Source organism: Pseudomonas sp. p99-361 (assembly GCF_003935475.1).
GTDB classification, from domain to species: Bacteria; Pseudomonadota; Gammaproteobacteria; order Pseudomonadales; family Pseudomonadaceae; genus Aquipseudomonas; species Aquipseudomonas juntendi.
In genome coordinates this window covers 1-15,897 of sequence record NZ_RHQO01000091.1, presented here as the reverse complement: position 1 = coordinate 15,897, position 15,897 = coordinate 1, and the positions used below count along the sequence as shown (strand labels likewise).

The 15,897-nt window shown below is 65.3% G+C and carries 15 protein-coding genes; 9 read left to right on the top strand and 6 right to left on the bottom strand.

Annotated elements, in window-relative coordinates; all coding sequences use genetic code 11:
- Positions 1-100 precede the first annotated feature (100 nt).
- Positions 101-1,726, bottom strand: coding sequence for a methyl-accepting chemotaxis protein (locus EGJ22_RS23850; protein WP_064314485.1), 1,626 nt, complete (start codon positions 1,724-1,726; stop codon positions 101-103).
- 276 nt (positions 1,727-2,002) lie between these two features.
- On the bottom strand, positions 2,003-2,914 hold the full coding sequence (locus EGJ22_RS23845) for an AraC family transcriptional regulator (protein ID WP_064314486.1): 912 nt from the start codon (positions 2,912-2,914) through the stop codon (positions 2,003-2,005).
- 101 nt (positions 2,915-3,015) lie between these two features.
- Between EGJ22_RS23845 and EGJ22_RS23840 the strand changes: the two genes are divergently transcribed.
- The 5 genes from EGJ22_RS23840 to EGJ22_RS23820 all read left to right on the top strand — a co-directional run bounded on the left by EGJ22_RS23840 (position 3,016) and on the right by EGJ22_RS23820 (position 7,504).
- Positions 3,016-3,576: a carboxymuconolactone decarboxylase family protein gene (locus EGJ22_RS23840; RefSeq protein WP_009685599.1), complete on the top strand. Its 561-nt coding sequence runs from the start codon at positions 3,016-3,018 to the stop codon at positions 3,574-3,576.
- A 98-nt stretch (positions 3,577-3,674) separates the two neighbouring features.
- Positions 3,675-4,739 (top strand): acyl-CoA dehydrogenase family protein, encoded by a 1,065-nt coding sequence (locus EGJ22_RS23835; RefSeq protein ID WP_029887924.1) that lies wholly within the window; start codon positions 3,675-3,677, stop codon positions 4,737-4,739.
- Complete coding sequence (locus tag EGJ22_RS23830; RefSeq protein ID WP_029887923.1) at positions 4,736-5,557, top strand: ABC transporter ATP-binding protein; 822 nt, start codon at positions 4,736-4,738, stop codon at positions 5,555-5,557. The genes EGJ22_RS23835 and EGJ22_RS23830 overlap by 4 nt, the downstream gene beginning before the upstream one ends.
- On the top strand, positions 5,544-6,749 hold the full coding sequence (locus tag EGJ22_RS23825) for an ABC transporter substrate-binding protein (RefSeq protein ID WP_029887922.1): 1,206 nt from the start codon (positions 5,544-5,546) through the stop codon (positions 6,747-6,749). Before EGJ22_RS23830 ends, EGJ22_RS23825 begins: the two co-directional genes overlap by 14 nt.
- Positions 6,749-7,504, top strand: a complete 756-nt coding sequence (locus EGJ22_RS23820) for an ABC transporter permease (protein WP_029887921.1) — start codon at positions 6,749-6,751, stop codon at positions 7,502-7,504. The genes EGJ22_RS23825 and EGJ22_RS23820 overlap by 1 nt, the downstream gene beginning before the upstream one ends.
- 60 nt (positions 7,505-7,564) lie before the next feature.
- On the opposite strand, the gene EGJ22_RS23815 is transcribed toward EGJ22_RS23820, so the two are convergent.
- Positions 7,565-8,251: a GNAT family N-acetyltransferase gene (locus EGJ22_RS23815; protein WP_029887920.1), complete on the bottom strand. Its 687-nt coding sequence runs from the start codon at positions 8,249-8,251 to the stop codon at positions 7,565-7,567.
- A gap of 81 nt (positions 8,252-8,332) precedes the next feature.
- Complete coding sequence (argC, locus tag EGJ22_RS23810; protein WP_029887919.1) at positions 8,333-9,274, bottom strand: N-acetyl-gamma-glutamyl-phosphate reductase; 942 nt, start codon at positions 9,272-9,274, stop codon at positions 8,333-8,335.
- Positions 9,275-9,465: 191 nt separating this feature from the next.
- Between argC and EGJ22_RS23805 the strand changes: the two genes are divergently transcribed.
- Positions 9,466-10,347, top strand: coding sequence for a LysR family transcriptional regulator (locus tag EGJ22_RS23805; protein ID WP_029887918.1), 882 nt, complete (start codon positions 9,466-9,468; stop codon positions 10,345-10,347).
- Between the two features lie 15 nt (positions 10,348-10,362).
- On the opposite strand, the gene EGJ22_RS23800 is transcribed toward EGJ22_RS23805, so the two are convergent.
- Both EGJ22_RS23800 and EGJ22_RS23795 read right to left on the bottom strand, forming a co-directional pair.
- Positions 10,363-10,905 carry a WYL domain-containing protein gene (locus tag EGJ22_RS23800; protein WP_029887917.1) on the bottom strand — a complete coding sequence of 181 codons (543 nt, stop codon included), beginning with the start codon at positions 10,903-10,905 and terminating at the stop codon, positions 10,363-10,365.
- Between the two features lie 160 nt (positions 10,906-11,065).
- A complete protein-coding gene (locus tag EGJ22_RS23795) occupies positions 11,066-11,974 on the bottom strand; it encodes a LysR family transcriptional regulator (RefSeq protein ID WP_029887916.1) in 909 nt (302 codons plus the stop codon).
- Positions 11,975-12,146: 172 nt separating this feature from the next.
- On the opposite strand from EGJ22_RS23795, the gene EGJ22_RS23790 reads away from it, so the two are divergent.
- The 3 genes from EGJ22_RS23790 to EGJ22_RS23780 are packed head-to-tail and all read left to right on the top strand — an operon-like array spanning position 12,147 to position 15,745.
- A complete protein-coding gene (locus EGJ22_RS23790; RefSeq protein WP_029887915.1) occupies positions 12,147-13,451 on the top strand; it encodes an MFS transporter in 1,305 nt (434 codons plus the stop codon).
- 30 nt (positions 13,452-13,481) lie between these two features.
- Positions 13,482-14,723 (top strand): Zn-dependent hydrolase, encoded by a 1,242-nt coding sequence (locus EGJ22_RS23785; protein ID WP_029887914.1) that lies wholly within the window; start codon positions 13,482-13,484, stop codon positions 14,721-14,723.
- The gene (locus tag EGJ22_RS23780; protein WP_029887913.1) at positions 14,723-15,745 is read left to right on the top strand and encodes a histone deacetylase family protein; all 1,023 of its coding nucleotides are present in this window, start codon (positions 14,723-14,725) and stop codon (positions 15,743-15,745) included. The genes EGJ22_RS23785 and EGJ22_RS23780 overlap by 1 nt, the downstream gene beginning before the upstream one ends.
- Positions 15,746-15,897 lie beyond the last annotated feature (152 nt).

Genomic DNA, 15,897 nt, shown 5'->3' with positions numbered 1-15,897 from the left:
GCTGCCATACCTTGTGGCAAACACCTGTCAGCCCTAAGGCGATCCCTGTGGGAGCTGGCTTGCCTGCGATGGGCCGCGATGCAGCCCCGGCTATCTCAGATCAGACCTTGAACTGTGCCACCATGCCATTCAGGTCCACGGCAAGGCGCGACAGGTCCTGCGCTGCCGCACTGGTCTGGTTGGCCCCCGCCGAGGTCTGCATGGCCAGGTCACGGATATTCACCAGGTTGCGGTCCACCTCACGGGCCACCTGCGCCTGTTGTTCCGAGGCACTGGCTATCACCAGGTTACGCTGGTTGATCGAGGCCATCGCTTCGGCAATCACCTCCAGCGCCTGCCCGGCGCCCTCGGCCACTTCCAGCGTACCCGTGGCACGCCCTTGGCTGCTGTGCATCGCGCTCACCGCGCGCTCGGTGCCGTTCTGGATCCCGGCAATCATCTGCTCGATTTCTGCCGTCGACTGCTGGGTACGGTGGGCGAGGGCACGAACTTCGTCCGCCACCACCGCAAAGCCACGGCCTGCCTCACCGGCGCGGGCGGCTTCGATGGCGGCGTTGAGCGCCAGCAGGTTGGTCTGCCCGGCAATTGCACCGATCACATCCAGCACCCGGCTGATCTCGTTGGCATTGCTGGCCAGCTGTTCGATTTCGCTGGAAGTGCCGGTCACGTCTGCCACGAGGTGCTGGATGGAAGCCAGCGCCTGGTTGACCCGGTCGCGGCCATCGCGGGTAGTCTGGTCGGCACCTCTGGAGGCGTCTGCGGTGCTCACCGCATTGTTGGCCACTTCTTCGACCGCCGCGGTCATCTGGTTCACGGCCGTGGCCGCCTGGTCGATTTCGGCACTTTGCTGGTGCAAGCCGCGGCTGGTGTCTTCGGTGACGGTGTGCAGCTCTTCGGATGCCGAGGCCAGTTGGTCGGACGAGGCGGCTATCTGCCGAATGGTGTCGCGCAGGCTGCTCTGCATGCGGCTCAACGCGCGCAGCAGCAACGCCGGCTCGTCGCGGCCCACCACCTGGATTTCGCGAGTCAGGTCGCCGGTGGCCACGCGTTCAGCCACGGCCACGGCCTCGGCCAGCGGCCGCACGATACTGCGGGTGAGCAGGGTGGCGATGGCGGCAAGCGCCAGCACAATCACCAACAGCGCGCCTATCAGCGCCTTGAACGCTTCGTCAGCCACATCGCTGCTGCGCTGCGAGGCTTGCTCGGCGCCCTTGCCGTTGTAGTCGATCAAGGCGGCCATGGCATGCATCATGTTGTCGGCATACTGGCTCAATGGCCCGCTGACTTGCTGCTCGGCTTCGGCAATGCGGTTGGCTGTGACGTCTTGCAGCACCTTGGCCTGCAGGCCCGCATACTGCTGGTAAGCCGCCATGAAGGCATTGAACAGGGCGCGATCGTCGGCCTCGACGATGGTACTGTCGTAGTTTTTCAGGCTGGTTGTCAGGCGTTGGTTGATGCCTTGTAGCATCTCAAGGTCGCGGGCGTGTTCGCCGGTATCGTTGCTGAGTGTCGCACGCAGGGTGACGGCCCGGGCGCGACCGAGGTCGGTGCTGATTTCGCTGAGGGCCACCACGGCAGGTATCCAGGTGATGCGGATCTCGTCTGTGGCGGTGTCCATCTGCCGGGTTTCGTAAAGTGCGATCAGGCCCATCACCAGCACCAGAATGCCCAGCAGGGTGAATGCGCTTGCTGCGCGAATGCCGATCTTCAAATTCCTTAACTGCATGAAGTACTCCTTGATGGTGGCGTGCAGGCCTCGAGAATGCAGGCGGCTACCGGTGTAAACGCAGTGGCGCCAGGCTCGGGATGCACCGCAAAGTCGGTTGTAGGTCTCACCCTCTTTACTGTTTTTGGATGTGATGATGCCATATGGCCATCATTCTTGAACAGGCATTCAAGTTACGGGATCTGCAGATAAACCCAAGGAAAATTGTCGGTTTTATCCGGGAAATCAGCTTCAACGTGGCGCCTCGCAAGCCGGCTTGCGGCGCAGTAGAGCCGCTTAACGCCCTTCGTGGCCCCGCCGGTAGGCCCCTGGCTGTATGCCCACTGCCTTGGCGAAGGCCCGGGTAAAAGCGGCCACCGATTGGTACCCCACCTGTGCACCCACTTGCTCCACCGTGTTGCCCGCCTGCAGCAACCGGCAAGCATGGCGCATGCGCAACGCCAGCAGCACTTGGCCTGGCGACTGCCCGGCCAGCTCGCTGAAGCGTTTGAAGAAAGCCGAGCGCGACAACCCGGTGCAGGCCGCCATGCTCTCCAGTGTCCAGGCTTGGCCGGGTTGCTCGATCAGTTGCTCGAGCAACCCGGCGAACGCCGGCTGCCGAGCAAGCGCGATCAGCCCGCCCAGGGGCTGCCCGGCATGCACTTGCTGGCGCAGTGCATACAGAAAGAGCAAGTGCGTCAGGCGCTCCAGAAAGGTTTGCGAAGGCCCGGTTTGGCGTTGGCATTCGTCCAGGATAAGCCCGAACAACGCCCCCGCCGCGCTCCCGGCGGGGTCTTCGGCACGCAGCAGGATCCAGTCGGCCAGGCCCTCGACAATCAGCGAAGACAAACCCGACTGGAAACGGAAGAAGCCACAGACCAGGCCGACCCCATCGCTGGCGTCGCCGTCCAGCGCCTGCATGGTTTGACGCGGTTGCGCACAGGCGCCTGCCGCGTCCTGGTCGCTGGACAGGCGATAACCCAGGTCGCGCAACAGGAACACGGCGTCGCCTTTTCTCAGGCACACCGGCTGCGCCTGGCCGTCGAGGTGCAGCCAGCAATCGCCCTGCACCACCAAGTGGAAGCTGGCACGGCCCATACCCTGGGTGCTGGCGTGCCAGCCGCCACAGTAGCGGCCGACATGAAACAGGCTGGCATCCAGCTCCAGGCCTTCTAATAACCAATCGACGAGCGCGGCGGACGAAATCATCTAATGCAAAGACTCAGGAGCAAGGAAAGGCGACTGATGAATATGGAGGGTACTTCTTATAACCACCAGACTGTAGTGACATCCATCAGGGAGACCACTCCATGTCCTCGCGCATTACCTTACACACCCTGGAAAGCGCCCCGGAAGCAGCGCGCCCGTTCCTTGAGAACGCGCAGAAGAATTCGGGCTTCATCCCCAACCTGCTCGGCGTGCTGGCCAACGCGCCAGCGGCACTGGAAACCTACGTGACCGTTTCGGCATTGAATGGCAAGTCCGACCTGAGCCTGGCCGACCGCGAAGTGGTGCAACTGATTGCCGCCACCCAACATGGCTGTGATTTCTGTGTGGCGGGGCACACCGCCGTGGCGTTGAACAAGGCCAAGCTGCCGCAGGAGGTGGTCGATGCCCTGCGGGCCCGCGGCGAGCTGCCCAATGCCCGTTACGAAGCCCTGGCCGCCTTCGCCCGCGAAGTGATCGCGACCCGCGGCAATGTCAGCCAGGCCACCTACCAGGCATTCCGGGATGCCGGCTTCAGCGAAGGCAATGCGCTGGAAGTGATTCTTGGCGTGAGCCTCGCAACCCTGTGCAACTTTGCTAATGTGTTCGCCCAAACGCCGCTCAATGACGAGCTTGGCAAGTACCGCTGGCAGCCCACTGCATGATCTGCCCCTGCTAGCGGCGGTACAGCGGTAGTTGTAGGAGCGGCCATGTGCCGCAAAGGGGCCGCCAGGCGGCCCGGCGTTCTCAAAGGAGCAAGACCATGCAGGATTGTGCATTTCGACAGTGGCTGGATGCCAATGCCGAGGCCATAGATCGGGGCCTGTGCGAGCCGCAGCACGTGCTGGCGCAAATTGCCGAATCGCAACTGCTGCGCGTGGGCGTCGACTCGGCCCTGGGCGGTACGGGTGGGCAGGTGACCGACGCCGTCGAGGCCATCGCTGCCATTGCCAGCCGCTCGCTGGCTGCCGCTTTCGTGTGTTGGGGCCAGCGCGCCTTTATCGAGTACCTGTTGCAAAGCCCCAACCAGCCGCTGCGCGCGCGCTTGCTGCCACAGCTGCTGGCCGGCGAGCTGGCCGGTGCCACCGGCCTGTCCAATGCCATGAAGTTCCTCTCTGGCATCGAAGCCCTGCAAGTGCGCGGCCGCCCGGCGGGCGATGGCTGGCACCTGGAGGGCCGCCTGCACTGGGTGACCAACCTGCGCAAGAGTGGGTTCGTGGTAGCGGCGGCCATCGAGGACGACGCGGGCGGTGCTCCGTTCGTACTGGCCATTCCTTCGGATGCCCAGGGCCTGCAACGTTCCGACGACTTGCAACTGATGGGCTTGCAGTCGAGCAACACCGCTGCCTTGGCCTTCCACCAGGTGCCGCTGGCACGTGACTGGTTGCTGCACGACAATGCCCGCGCGTTCCTGCCGCAGGTACGCCCTGCCTTCCTGGGGTTGCAGTGCGGCATGGCCATTGGCCTGGCGCGCCGGGCACTGGACGAAGTGCAGGCCCACCTGCAGGGGCGTGCCTCATTCCTGGACGAAGCCCGCCAGGTGCTCAGCGAGCGCCTGGAGAATACCGTCAGCGAACTCAAGCAAGGTTTGTTCGATGGCCGCTTCCTGCAACAACCGGCGGCCTTGTTCAAGCTGCGCATCACCCTGGCCGAAAGCGCCGCCGACGCGGTGCAACTGGAATTGCAGGCCAGTGGTGGCAAAGCCTACCTCAGCGAGTATGGCGAAGGTTTTGCCCGCCGCTGGCGCGAATCGGCGTTCGTGCCGATCGTCACGCCCAGCCTGGTGCAGCTGCGGGCCGAGCTGCACCGCCAGGCAGGCGGGGCATGAGTGCAATGTTGCTCGAAGCCCGTGACATCAGCCTGGGCTACCCGGGCGAGGGCGGCTGGCAGCAAGTGCTGGCGCAGTTCGACCTGCAGCTGGGGCGCGGCGAGGTGGTGAGCATTCTGGGCCCCAGCGGCGTTGGCAAGTCCAGCCTGTTGCGGGTATTGGCCGGCCTGCAGCAGCCGGGTGGTGGCAGCGTGCGGCTGCATGGCCAGCCGCTGCAGGGCCCACACCCGCGCCTGGCGGTAGCCTTCCAGGACCCCAGCCTGCTGCCTTGGCTGAGCCTGGAGAAAAACGTCGCCTTCGGCCTGGACTTCGCCCGCCAGCCCAAGCTGGCGGCTGCCGACCGCTGTGCACGTATCGACCACGCTATCGCCGCCGTGGGCCTGGGCCACGCCCGCAGCCATTACCCGGCGCAGCTCTCTGGCGGCATGGCCCAGCGGACCGCGCTGGCCCGTTGCCTGGCACGGCAGCCCGAAGTGCTGTTGCTCGACGAACCGTTCGGCGCACTGGATGAAGTCACCCGTGCCGACATGCAGCAATTGCTGCTGCAATTGATCGCCACCCACAACACGGCAGCGGTGCTGATCACCCACGATATCGACGAAGCCCTGTTGCTGTCCGACCGTGTGCTGCTGCTGGGCGACCATCCAGCGCACATCCTCGGCCAGTGGCACATCGGCCTGCCGCAGCCGCGCACGCAGCGGGTAGAAGAACTGGGCGCCCTGCGCATCGAAATCCTCAAGACGCTCCGGCGAGCAAGCCGCACGGTCGAACCCACCCCAACCCCACAGGCCTCGGAGGCTGCCCATGTGCATGGATGACTGCTGTTCCTCGTCTTCACGACGTGATTTTCTCAAGCTGGGCGCCATGCTCACCGCCGCCGGTGCACTGCCGTTGCTGTCGAGCCTGCAGGCCCGCGCCGCTGCCGAACCGGACGCGCCGGTACGTATCGGTTACCTGCCGATCACCGACGCCACGCCCTTGCTGGTGGCGCACAACAACGGCCTGTTCGAAGCCGAGGGTATCAAGGCCGAACGCCCGGTATTGCTGCGCAGTTGGGCACAGGTGATCGAGGCGTTCATCTCTGGCCAGGTGAACGTGATTCACCTGCTGTCGCCGATGACCGTGTGGGCGCGCTATGCCAGCAAGGTGCCGGCCAAGGTGGTGGCGTGGAACCACGTGGGCGGTTCGGGCCTGACCGTCGCCCCCGACATCAGCGACATGAAGCAACTGGGTGGCAAGACCGTGGCCATACCTTTCTGGTACTCGATCCATAACGTCGTGCTGCAGCAGATGCTCAACGATAACGGCCTGACACCGGTGTCGAAGCCGGCCAGTGCGGCGTTGGCAGACAATGAAGTGAACCTGCTGGTGTTGCCGCCCTCCGACATGCCACCGGCCCTGGCCAGTAAGCGCATAGCCGGTTACATCGTCGCCGAGCCGTTCAACGCCCTGGCCGAGAACCTCAAGGTTGGCCGCGTGCAGCGCTTCACGGGCGATGTCTGGCGCAACCATGCCTGCTGCGTGGTGTTCATGCACGAACACGACCTCGACAACCGCCCCGAGTGGTCGCAGAAGGTGGTCAATGCCATCGTCAAGGCCCAGCACTGGACCCGCGACCACCGCGCTGAAGCAGCAGCCTTGCTGTCGCGTGCTGGCGCCAACAAGTACACGCCCCATGACCCGGCGGTGCTGGCCAAGGTCCTTGCCCCGGCGGCCGAGGACCGTGCCGGCTACATCGCCAGCGGCGCTATTCGCCACCAGCAGTGGGACGAAAAGCGCATCGATTTCCAGCCTTACCCGTTCCCGAGCTACACCGAAGCACTGGTCAAGCGCTTGCAGCACACCCTGATCGAAGGTGACCACGCGTTCCTCGCCGGCCTGGACCCGGCGCAGACTGCCCGCGACCTGGTGGATGACCGTTTCGTGCGTAACGCCATTGCCGCCGTGGGCGGGCCCTCGGTGTTCGGCATAGCCGACAACTACGAGCGCAGCGAGGAGTTCGCCGTCTGATGCGTACGCACGTAGTACATGCCGGGCTTGGCCTGGCCGGGTTGCTGGGCTTGCTGGCACTGTGGTGGGCCGGGGTCGCCGTGTTCGGCCAGGCCGATGGCCTGTCGGCCCGGTTTGCACCGCAGGCCACGTTGGCCAGCCTGCTCGAGCTGCTGGGGCAGGGCGAGGTCTACGGGCATATCTGGGTCAGCCTCAAGCGCATCCTGGTGGGTTTGTTGCTGGCGTTGCTGATCGGTGTGCCGTTGGGGTTGCTGGTAGGTAGCTACCGGCACCTGGAGGCGGCGACCACGCCGGCATTCCAGTTCCTGCGCATGATCTCGCCGTTGTCGTGGATGCCGGTGGTGGTGATGCTGATGGGCGTGGGTGACCAGCCGATCTACTTTTTGCTGGCGTTCGCCGCGTTGTGGCCGATCCTGCTCAACACCGCCGCCGGGGTGCGGCAACTGGACCCGCGCTGGCTGCAGTTGAGCCGCAGCCTGAGTGCCACGCGCTGGGAAACCTTGTGCAAGGTGATCGTGCCGGGGGTGATTGGCCATGTGCTGACGGGCGTGCGCCTGGCCATCGGGATCCTGTGGATCGTGCTGGTGCCCTGCGAAATGCTGGGCGTCAGTGCAGGGCTGGGCTATTTCATTCTCGATACCCGCGACCGCCTGGCGTACTCCGAGCTGATGGCCATGGTGCTGTTGATCGGTGTGCTGGGCTTTCTGCTCGATGCCCTGGCGCGCGGGCTGCACCGGCGCTGGGTGCATGGCTGAGCCGCCGGGCCGCGCCGAGCTTGAGCGGTGCGGCCCTGAGCGTTGTGCTTGACGGTGCGATCAGTGCACGTGCTGGCGCTGGCGCACACACTCCTGCGCCTGTGCGGTCAGCGCGTCCAGCCGCTCGTCGCGCATCTGCTCCGCTTCGATCATCGCATCCTCGCCTTGCTGGTTGAGCAGGTAGGTATGAATCTGCAGCACCTCGGCGGTCTGGTAGATGGGAGCGATGTCCAGGCGGCCGATCAGTGCCCCGCTGGCCTGGCCGGTGCTGCTCATCAGCACCTGCGGACCATTGGCGGCCACCACCTGCATACCCATGGCTTCGAACCACGGTACCTGGTTGGCGAAGGCGTTCAGCTCGACGCAGGCATGGCGCGCCTGCAGGTCGCCCAGCAGCGCCCGGGCGATGCCCTGGCGGCGATGGCTGGCGCGTACGGCCATGAATGCCAGGGCACAGGCCTGCTCATCGTCCTCGGCGGGTAGCGACAAGGCAAAGCCCAGCAACTGGTCAGGCGCTTCGGCATCCAGTGCCAGGGTCAGTGCCACGGCCAGGCCGCGAGTGCCGTCCAGGGCTTGCAGGTACTGGTGCACCTCCATGCCGACGCCGTACTGGTACAGCGGGTACAGCGGGTTGTCTGCACTGATCGCGACACTGCTCAATTCACCGACGTTGTGAATCACCAGCTCGCGGATCTGGTTCTGGAAAGACTCGGGCGGCACGCTGTCAAGGCGGCTCAGGATGAACATCGGGGGGCAGGCTCCGGCGGTTGGATTGTACAGCCCGCACCGGGAGGGCGCGGGCTGTACAGTCTAACCGGTTTTGACCCATCAGCCGCGTGCCTGTAGTGCGCCGAGCATCAAGTCCAGGTTTTGCACCGCCGCGCCCGACGCGCCTTTGCCCAGGTTGTCGAAGATGGCGGTGAGCAGCACCTGGCCGTGTTCAGGGTTGGCGTACAGCGCCAGGCGCAGGTCGTTGCTGTCGTTCAGGGCTTCAGGGTCGAGGTTGGCCGCGCCACCTTGTTGGTGCAGGGGCATTACCTGAACATGGCGGGCTCCCTGGTAATGCTGTTCCAGGCAGGCTTGCAGCTGTTCGGCGCTGACCTGCCCGGGCAGCAGGCGCAATTGCAGCGGGATGCTCAGCACGATGCCCTGGCGGTAGGCGCCGTAGCCAGGCATGAACAGGGGCCGTGCCGAGAGCCCGGCGTGCTGCTGGATCTCGGGCACATGCTTGTGCGCCAGGTCCAGGCCGTACAGCTGCAAGGCCGGAGCTTTGTCGGCAGCGGGCTGCTCATGCCGTTCTACCGCCGCGCGGCCGCCGCCGGAGTAGCCGGAAATGGCGTGGATGTTCAGCGGGTAATCGGCAGGCAGCAGGCCGGCCTTGACCAGCGGGCGCAGCAACGCGATGGCGCCCGTGGGGTAGCAGCCGGGGTTGCTGACGCGCTTGCTTTGGGCAATGCGTTCGGCTTGTTGCGGGTCCAGTTCGGGCAGGCCATACACCCAGCCTGGGCTGGTGCGGTGTGCCGAGCTGGCATCGATCACCCGCACCTGCGGGTTGTGGATGGCGGCCACCGCTTCGCGCGCGGCGGCATCGGGCAGGCACAGCAGGGCGATGTCGGCGCTGTTGATCGCCTCGCCACGCCGTTGAGGGTCTTTGCGTTCGGCTTCGGGCAGGGTCAGCAGGCGCAAGTCGCTGCGGCCTTGCAGGCGAGCGTGGATCTGCAGGCCGGTGGTGCCTTGGTCGCCGTCGATGAAGACAACAGGGGTATGCATGGTCGGGGTCCGGGTTGGGGAGGGGATGGCCTATGTTCGCGGGTGGCGTTGATAAAGAAAATTTGAATATCATGACCACCGCATTCAGATTCTCTGAACGATGTGCTGGCCTTTTGGCGGTGAACCTGCCCCTGAAAGCTGCCTTGGCATTCAGCCGTCAGTCTTTGTTTTGTGAGGAAGCCGCAGCGACCATGCGCGAAATCAGCCTCGACCGCCTGCGTACGCTGGTGGTTATCAGTGACCTGGGTTCATTTGCCGAGGCGGCTCGCCAGCTCAACCTGGCGCCGCCCACCATCAGCCTGCACGTGGCCGAGCTGGAGGCGCGCGTCGGCGCCCCGTTGCTCAACCGTACCCGCGGCCAGGTACGGGCCACGGCCATCGGTGAAACGCTGCTGGCCCGCGCCCGCCGCTTGCTGGCCGACGCGGACCTGGCGTTGGACGAAGTTCGCCGCCAGGTGCAGGGCCTTAGCGGCCGGGTACGCCTGGGGGCCTCGACCGGGGCCATCGCCCACCTGCTGCCACAGGCGTTGGCCGCCTTGCGGGTGGAGCATCCGGGGATCGATGTGCAAGTGCAGGTGCTCACTTCGCAAGCGTCGCTGGCGCGTTTGCGCGAGGGCACCCTGGATGTCGCGCTGGTGGCGTTGCCGCAGGTGGCGGTCAAGGGGCTGGCCGTAACACCCTGGCGGCGCGACCCGATCCTGGCCTACGTGCCGGCCGACTGGCAGCCTCCGGCCAAGGTCACGCCGGCCTGGCTGGCGCAACGGGCGTTGATCCTGAATGACAGCAGTACCCAGCTGTCGCGGGTGACTAACGAGTGGTTTGCGGCGGCGGGGTTGCACCCCGAGCCGCGTATCGAGCTGAACTACAACGATGCCATCAAGAAGCTGGTCGGTGCCGGGTATGGCGCGACATTGCTGCCGCAGGAGGGGGAGGCCGCCGAGCTTGATCAGCGCATTGCCCACCGGCCGCTGCGGCCCGGGCTGTGGCGGCAGTTGGGTATCGCCTGCCGGGAAGGGCAGGTGGAGCGCGCTACCGCGTTCGTGCTGCAGGCGCTGGAGCGGCTGCGCCAGTAGCGCCCGCCAACGGTTTCAACCACCCGCTTCGTGCAGGGCCAGGCTCTGGCGCAATTGCGCCAGCAGGGCCAGGCGCAGCGCCTTGGGGGCCTGCACGCGGATAGCGCCGGCCTGGGACAGCAGCCAGCTCATCAGCGCTCGGTTGTCGTCTACCGTGGCCACCAGCACAGCGCCACCGTCGGCTTGCGCGGTCAGTTGCATGTCGGCCGACAGCGGCGCCTGCTCCAGGCGCCGGGCAAGGGCGTCATCGACCCAGGCGCGCAGCTCCACCTGGGCCGCCGGGCATAGCACGTCGGGTTGCAACTGGTGCGCTTGCTCCAGGCTCAGGCCCGGTTGCCAGTACCAGCCATAGGGCATGCCCTTGCTGTTGCATTGCAGCGGGAACAGGGCGGCCAGTTCGACCAGGTCGCGCTCTACGGTACGCTTGCTGGTGGTGTGGCCCACGCTGCTCAGGGCACGTTGCAAGTGGGTGGAGCTCACGCCCGGGTGGCGCCCTGGCAGCAGCTTGAGCAATTGCCACTGGCGGGCAATGGTATGGCGGGTAGGGTGGCTGGGCAAAGGGTTCGTCCTTGAAGGCAGGCATCGCGCCGGCCTAGGTGATGGCATTTAGCTATATATCAGCATACCCTTTCCCCTGATCGGATCCAAGTTGCACCACAAGGCGGCCAGGGCCACCGGCGCGTTGCGCGCTTGGCAGCGCCGGTGATGGCGCTGCAGGTCAGTCAAGGCGCTGTTGCAGCCCCTCGATGAACACCTGTTCGGCCCGGCTGAAGCGCTGCTCCCGGTTCCACAACAGGTGAATATCCACATCGGCAATGCCCTCCAGCGGGTGCAGCTTCCACAGCAGCCCAGCTGCAACATCCGGCGCTACCACGTGCTCGGGCAGGCAGCCGATGCCAAACCCGGCAATTACCAGGCGGCGCACTTCCTCAAGGCTGGGTGACGAGGCCACGATGCGCCCGGCAAAGCCCTGCTGGTCGCGGAAAATAGTCAGTGGCGACAACATGCCGCCAATCTGGTCGCTGGTGAAGCTGACGAAGTTCTCCCGCTGCAAGTCGCCCTCGGTCTGGCCGAACAGTGCATGGTGCTTGCCACAGAAAAACGCGTAACGCTGGCGCAGGAACAGCCGTTGCTCCAGCCTGGGCTGGGCCCGCCGGTTCAAGCTCAAGCCTGCGCTGGCGGTTTTCTCTTGCAAGGCTGCGACGATGTCGGAGCTGCGCATCACGTCGATTTCCAGGTCCACCCGTGGGTGCTGGCGATGGAAGTCGGCCAGGAAGTCGTCGAAGCGGTCGCTGACGATGCGGCTGATCATCAGCAAGCGCACCTTGCCCACCAGTTCGTCGGTGGGCTGCGCCAGCAGGCTGCCGATCTGCGACATCTGCCCGTACACCTCGCCGGCCAGCTGGAACAGCTGTTCGCCCATTTCGGTCAGCACGAAACGCGGCCCACGGCGGGCGATGAGTTGGCGGCCAAGCTGTTCTTCCAGGCGCTTCAAGGCCTGGCTGACTGCCGGCTGGGTGAGATGCAGGCGGGCAGCGGCGCGGCTGATGGACAGTTCCTGGCCAATGACGCGGAAGGTACGCAGCAGGTTCCAGTCGAGGCGGTCGTTGAGCAGGCGGTCAGACATAGCAAGGCTCTATGATAAGCAGGGTTAATAGTTGGAATAATAAATAGAAAATTGACTAATCATAGCCCTGGCCCGATAAATCACAGGCATCGAGGCCCGCAAGCCAAGCGCCGCCAGAGCGCGACCGTGAATTCCCGTCACTCCTGCCAGAACAACAAGCAAAGGAGCCCCCATGAAGCCCGCCACTTGCGCCCAGCCACGCCGTGCCGCTGCCGCCGCTTTCATCGGTACCATGATCGAATGGTACGACTTTTACATCTATGCCACCGCCGCGGCCCTGGTGTTCGGTGCCTTGTTCTTCCCCTCCGATGACAGCCTGTTCAGCACCATGGCAGCGTTTGGTACCTTCGCCGTGGGCTTTTTCGCCAGGCCGCTAGGCGGAATCGTCTTCGGCCATGTGGGCGACCGTATCGGCCGCAAGAAATCGCTGGTCATCACCTTGCTGATGATGGGCATCGTCACGGTGTGCATCGGCCTGTTGCCGACCTATGCGCAAATTGGCGCCAGCGCGCCGGTGCTGCTGGTGCTGCTGCGCATCGTCCAGGGCATTGCGGTGGGCGGCGAGTGGGGCGGGGCTGTGCTGATGGCCGGCGAGCATGCCCCCAAGGGGCGGCGCAACTTCTTCGCCTCGTTCGCCCAACTCGGCAGCCCGGCGGGCCTGATTCTGTCACTGCTGGCTTTTGGCGCGGTCACCCGCCTTCCGGAAGAAGACCTGATGAGCTGGGGTTGGCGCGTGCCGTTCCTGGCCAGCGCCTTGCTGCTGTTGGTCGGCCTGGCCATTCGCCTGGGGGTGAACGAGTCGCCCGAGTTCATCGCCAGCCGCGAGCAGGCAGAAACGGCCCGGCGCAAGGAGCAGGCCCCGGTCTTCGAGGTGCTGCGCAGCGCCTGGCGCCCGCTGTTGCTGTGCATCGGTGCCAACACCCTGGGCATTGCCGGGGTCTACTTCACCAATACCTTCATGATCAGCTACACCACCCAGCAGCTGCACCTGGAGCGCTCGCTGATCCTGGAGTGCCTGTTCTTCGTGGCGATCATCCAGTTTTGCGTGCAGCCCTTGGCTGCCTGGCTGTCGGAAAAGCTCGGCGCCACTCGCTTCCTGGCCTTGGTGGCCGTGCTGGCCATGGCCTCGCCTTACCCCATGTTCACCCTGGTCAGCTCGGGCCAAGGCCCTTTGATCGTGCTCGGCATCGCCTTGGCCGCTGCCTGCATGGCCTCGTTCTACGCGGTCATCGCAGGCTACGTCAGCGGCATGTTCGACACCCGTGTGCGCTATACCGCCATATCCCTGGCCTACCAGGTGTGTGGCGCCATCGCCGGGGGCCTGACCCCGTTGATCGGCACCTGGCTGGCCCACCATTTCACAGGGCAGTGGTGGCCGATGGCAGTGTTCTACACGCTGATCGCCACCCTTTCGCTGGCCTGCGTGCTTGCCCTGGCGCGCCAGTACGCGCGCAGCCAGCAGCTTGAGCTGGCCTGAGCGAACCGATTAATTCTGGAGTACCTGCACATGTTGAAAAGCAATGGCGAACGCCTGTGGGCGAGCTTGATGGCCATGGCCGAAATCGGCGCCACCGCACGCGGTGGCAGCTGCCGCCTGGCCCTCAGCGACGAAGACAAGGCTGGCCGTGAGCTGTTCAGCCACTGGTGCCGCGAAGCGGGCCTGACGCTGAGCGTGGATGCCATCGGCAACCTGTTCGCGCGCCGCCCTGGCACCGACCCCGACGCCGCCCCGGTGATGATTGGCAGCCACCTGGATACCCAGCCGGAGGGCGGCCGTTTCGACGGTGTCTATGGCGTGCTGGCCGGGCTGGAGGTGGTGCGCCGCCTCGACGAGCTGGGCATCAGTACCCGCAAGCCGCTGGAGCTCGCGGTGTGGACCAACGAGGAAGGTGCCCGGTTTACCCCGGCGATGTTCGGTTCGGCCGTGTTCACCGGCACCCTGGCGCTGGAGCAAGCCTTGGCCATACGCGATGCGCAAGGCATCAGCGTCGCCGACGCGTTGCAGCGTACCGGTTACGCTGGCCAGCGGCCGCTGGGCGGGCCGGTGGATGCCTATTTTGAAGCGCATATCGAGCAAGGCCCGATCCTTGAAGATAACGCCAAGGCCATTGGTGTGGTCAGCGGCGGCCAGGCTATTCGTTGGCTGGATGTGACCGTCGAAGGCATGGCCGCACATGCCGGCACCACGCCGATGCCGTTGCGCAAGGACGCCTTGTACGGCGCGGCGCAGATGATTCAGGCGCTTGAGCGGCTGGCGGCAGACTATGCCCCCGAGGCGCTGACCACTGTCGGCGAGCTGACCATCGCCAAGTCGTCACGCAACACCATCCCCGGGGTGTTGCAATTCACGGTGGACCTGCGCCACCACCGCGATGAAACCATCGAGGCCATGGAACGCGACCTGACCCTGTCGCTGCAGGCCATCGCCCGCCAGCGCGGGTTGCAGGTGCGCATCGAGCGGCACTGGGTCAGCCCGGCCACGCCGTTCGACGTGGACTGTGTGGCCGCTGTTCAGCAAGCGGTGGATGCCCTGGGTTATGCGCAGCAGTCGATCGTCAGTGGCGCTGGACACGATGCCATCCTGTTGGCCCGCTATTGCCCGACGGCGATGGTGTTCATTCCCTGCATCGGCGGCCTCAGCCACAACGAAGCCGAGGATGTGCTGCCCGACGACGCCCGCCAGGGTGCCGATGTATTGCTCAATGCCGTGCTGGCCCGCGCCGGCCGTGTCGAACCAGGAGAAGCCTGATGCGTTGCTACTTCCACCCTGAACAATTGCTGCATCACCCGCGCAGCTACTACTCGCGTGGCGCCATGCGCACCCCCCAAGAGGTGCCGGAGCGCGCCCAGCGCCTGTTGCAGGCTGCCAAGGACCTTGGCTTCGACATCCGCCAGCCAGAGGATGCTGGCCTGCAGCCGCTGGCGGCGGTGCATGGCGAGGCCTACCTGGCCTTCCTCGAAGAAGCCCATACGCGCTGGAAGGAAGTGCCCGAAGACTGGGGCGACGAGGTCATGTCCAATATCTTCGTGCGTGAGCCCAACGCCTTGCGTGGCATTCTCGCCCAGGCCGCGCGCTACCTGGCCGATGGCAGTTGCCCGGTAGGCGAGCGTACCTGGCATTCGGCCTACTGGTCCGCGCAGAGCGCGGTAGCTGGCGCCAAGGCCATTGCCGAGGGCGAGCCCGCGGCCTACGCGCTGTGCCGGCCACCGGGGCACCATGCACGGTTCGATGCGGCGGGTGGCTTCTGTTACATCAACAATGCTGCCGTCGCCGCCCAGGCCTTGCGCGGCCGCTACAGCCGGGTGGCGGTGCTCGACACCGACATGCACCACGGGCAAGGCATCCAGGAAATCTTCTACGACCGGCGCGATGTGCTGTATGTGTCGGTGCACGGCGACCCGACCAACTTCTACCCAGGCGTGGCCGGGTTCGAGGACGAGCGCGGCCGTGGTGAGGGGGAGGGGTACAACCTCAACCTGCCGATGCCCCACGGCGCCAGCGAAGCGGACTTCCTGAGCCGGCTGGACATCGCACTGGCTGCGGTGAAGGATTTTGATGCGCAAGTGTTGGTGTTGTCGCTGGGCTTCGACATTTATGAGCTGGACCCCCAGAGCAAGGTGGCGGTGACGACCGAGGGCTTTGCCGTGTTGGGCGAGCGTATCCGCGCATTGCGCTTGCCATGCCTGATTGTGCAGGAGGGCGGGTACCATCTGCAGAGCCTGGAGGCGAATGCTCGGGCGTTTTTTGCTGACAAAGCGGATTGGCGGTGAGTGCTACCACGCTGTTTATTTCGGGGATGAACCCCACAGGGATCGCATCAGGGCTGACAGGTGGTTGCCATAAGATATGCAGCGCCTGTTAGATCGAGCGCCGCCCGCGCGGCGCATCGCGAGCTGCGCTCGCTCCTACGTTTGTTTCGGGC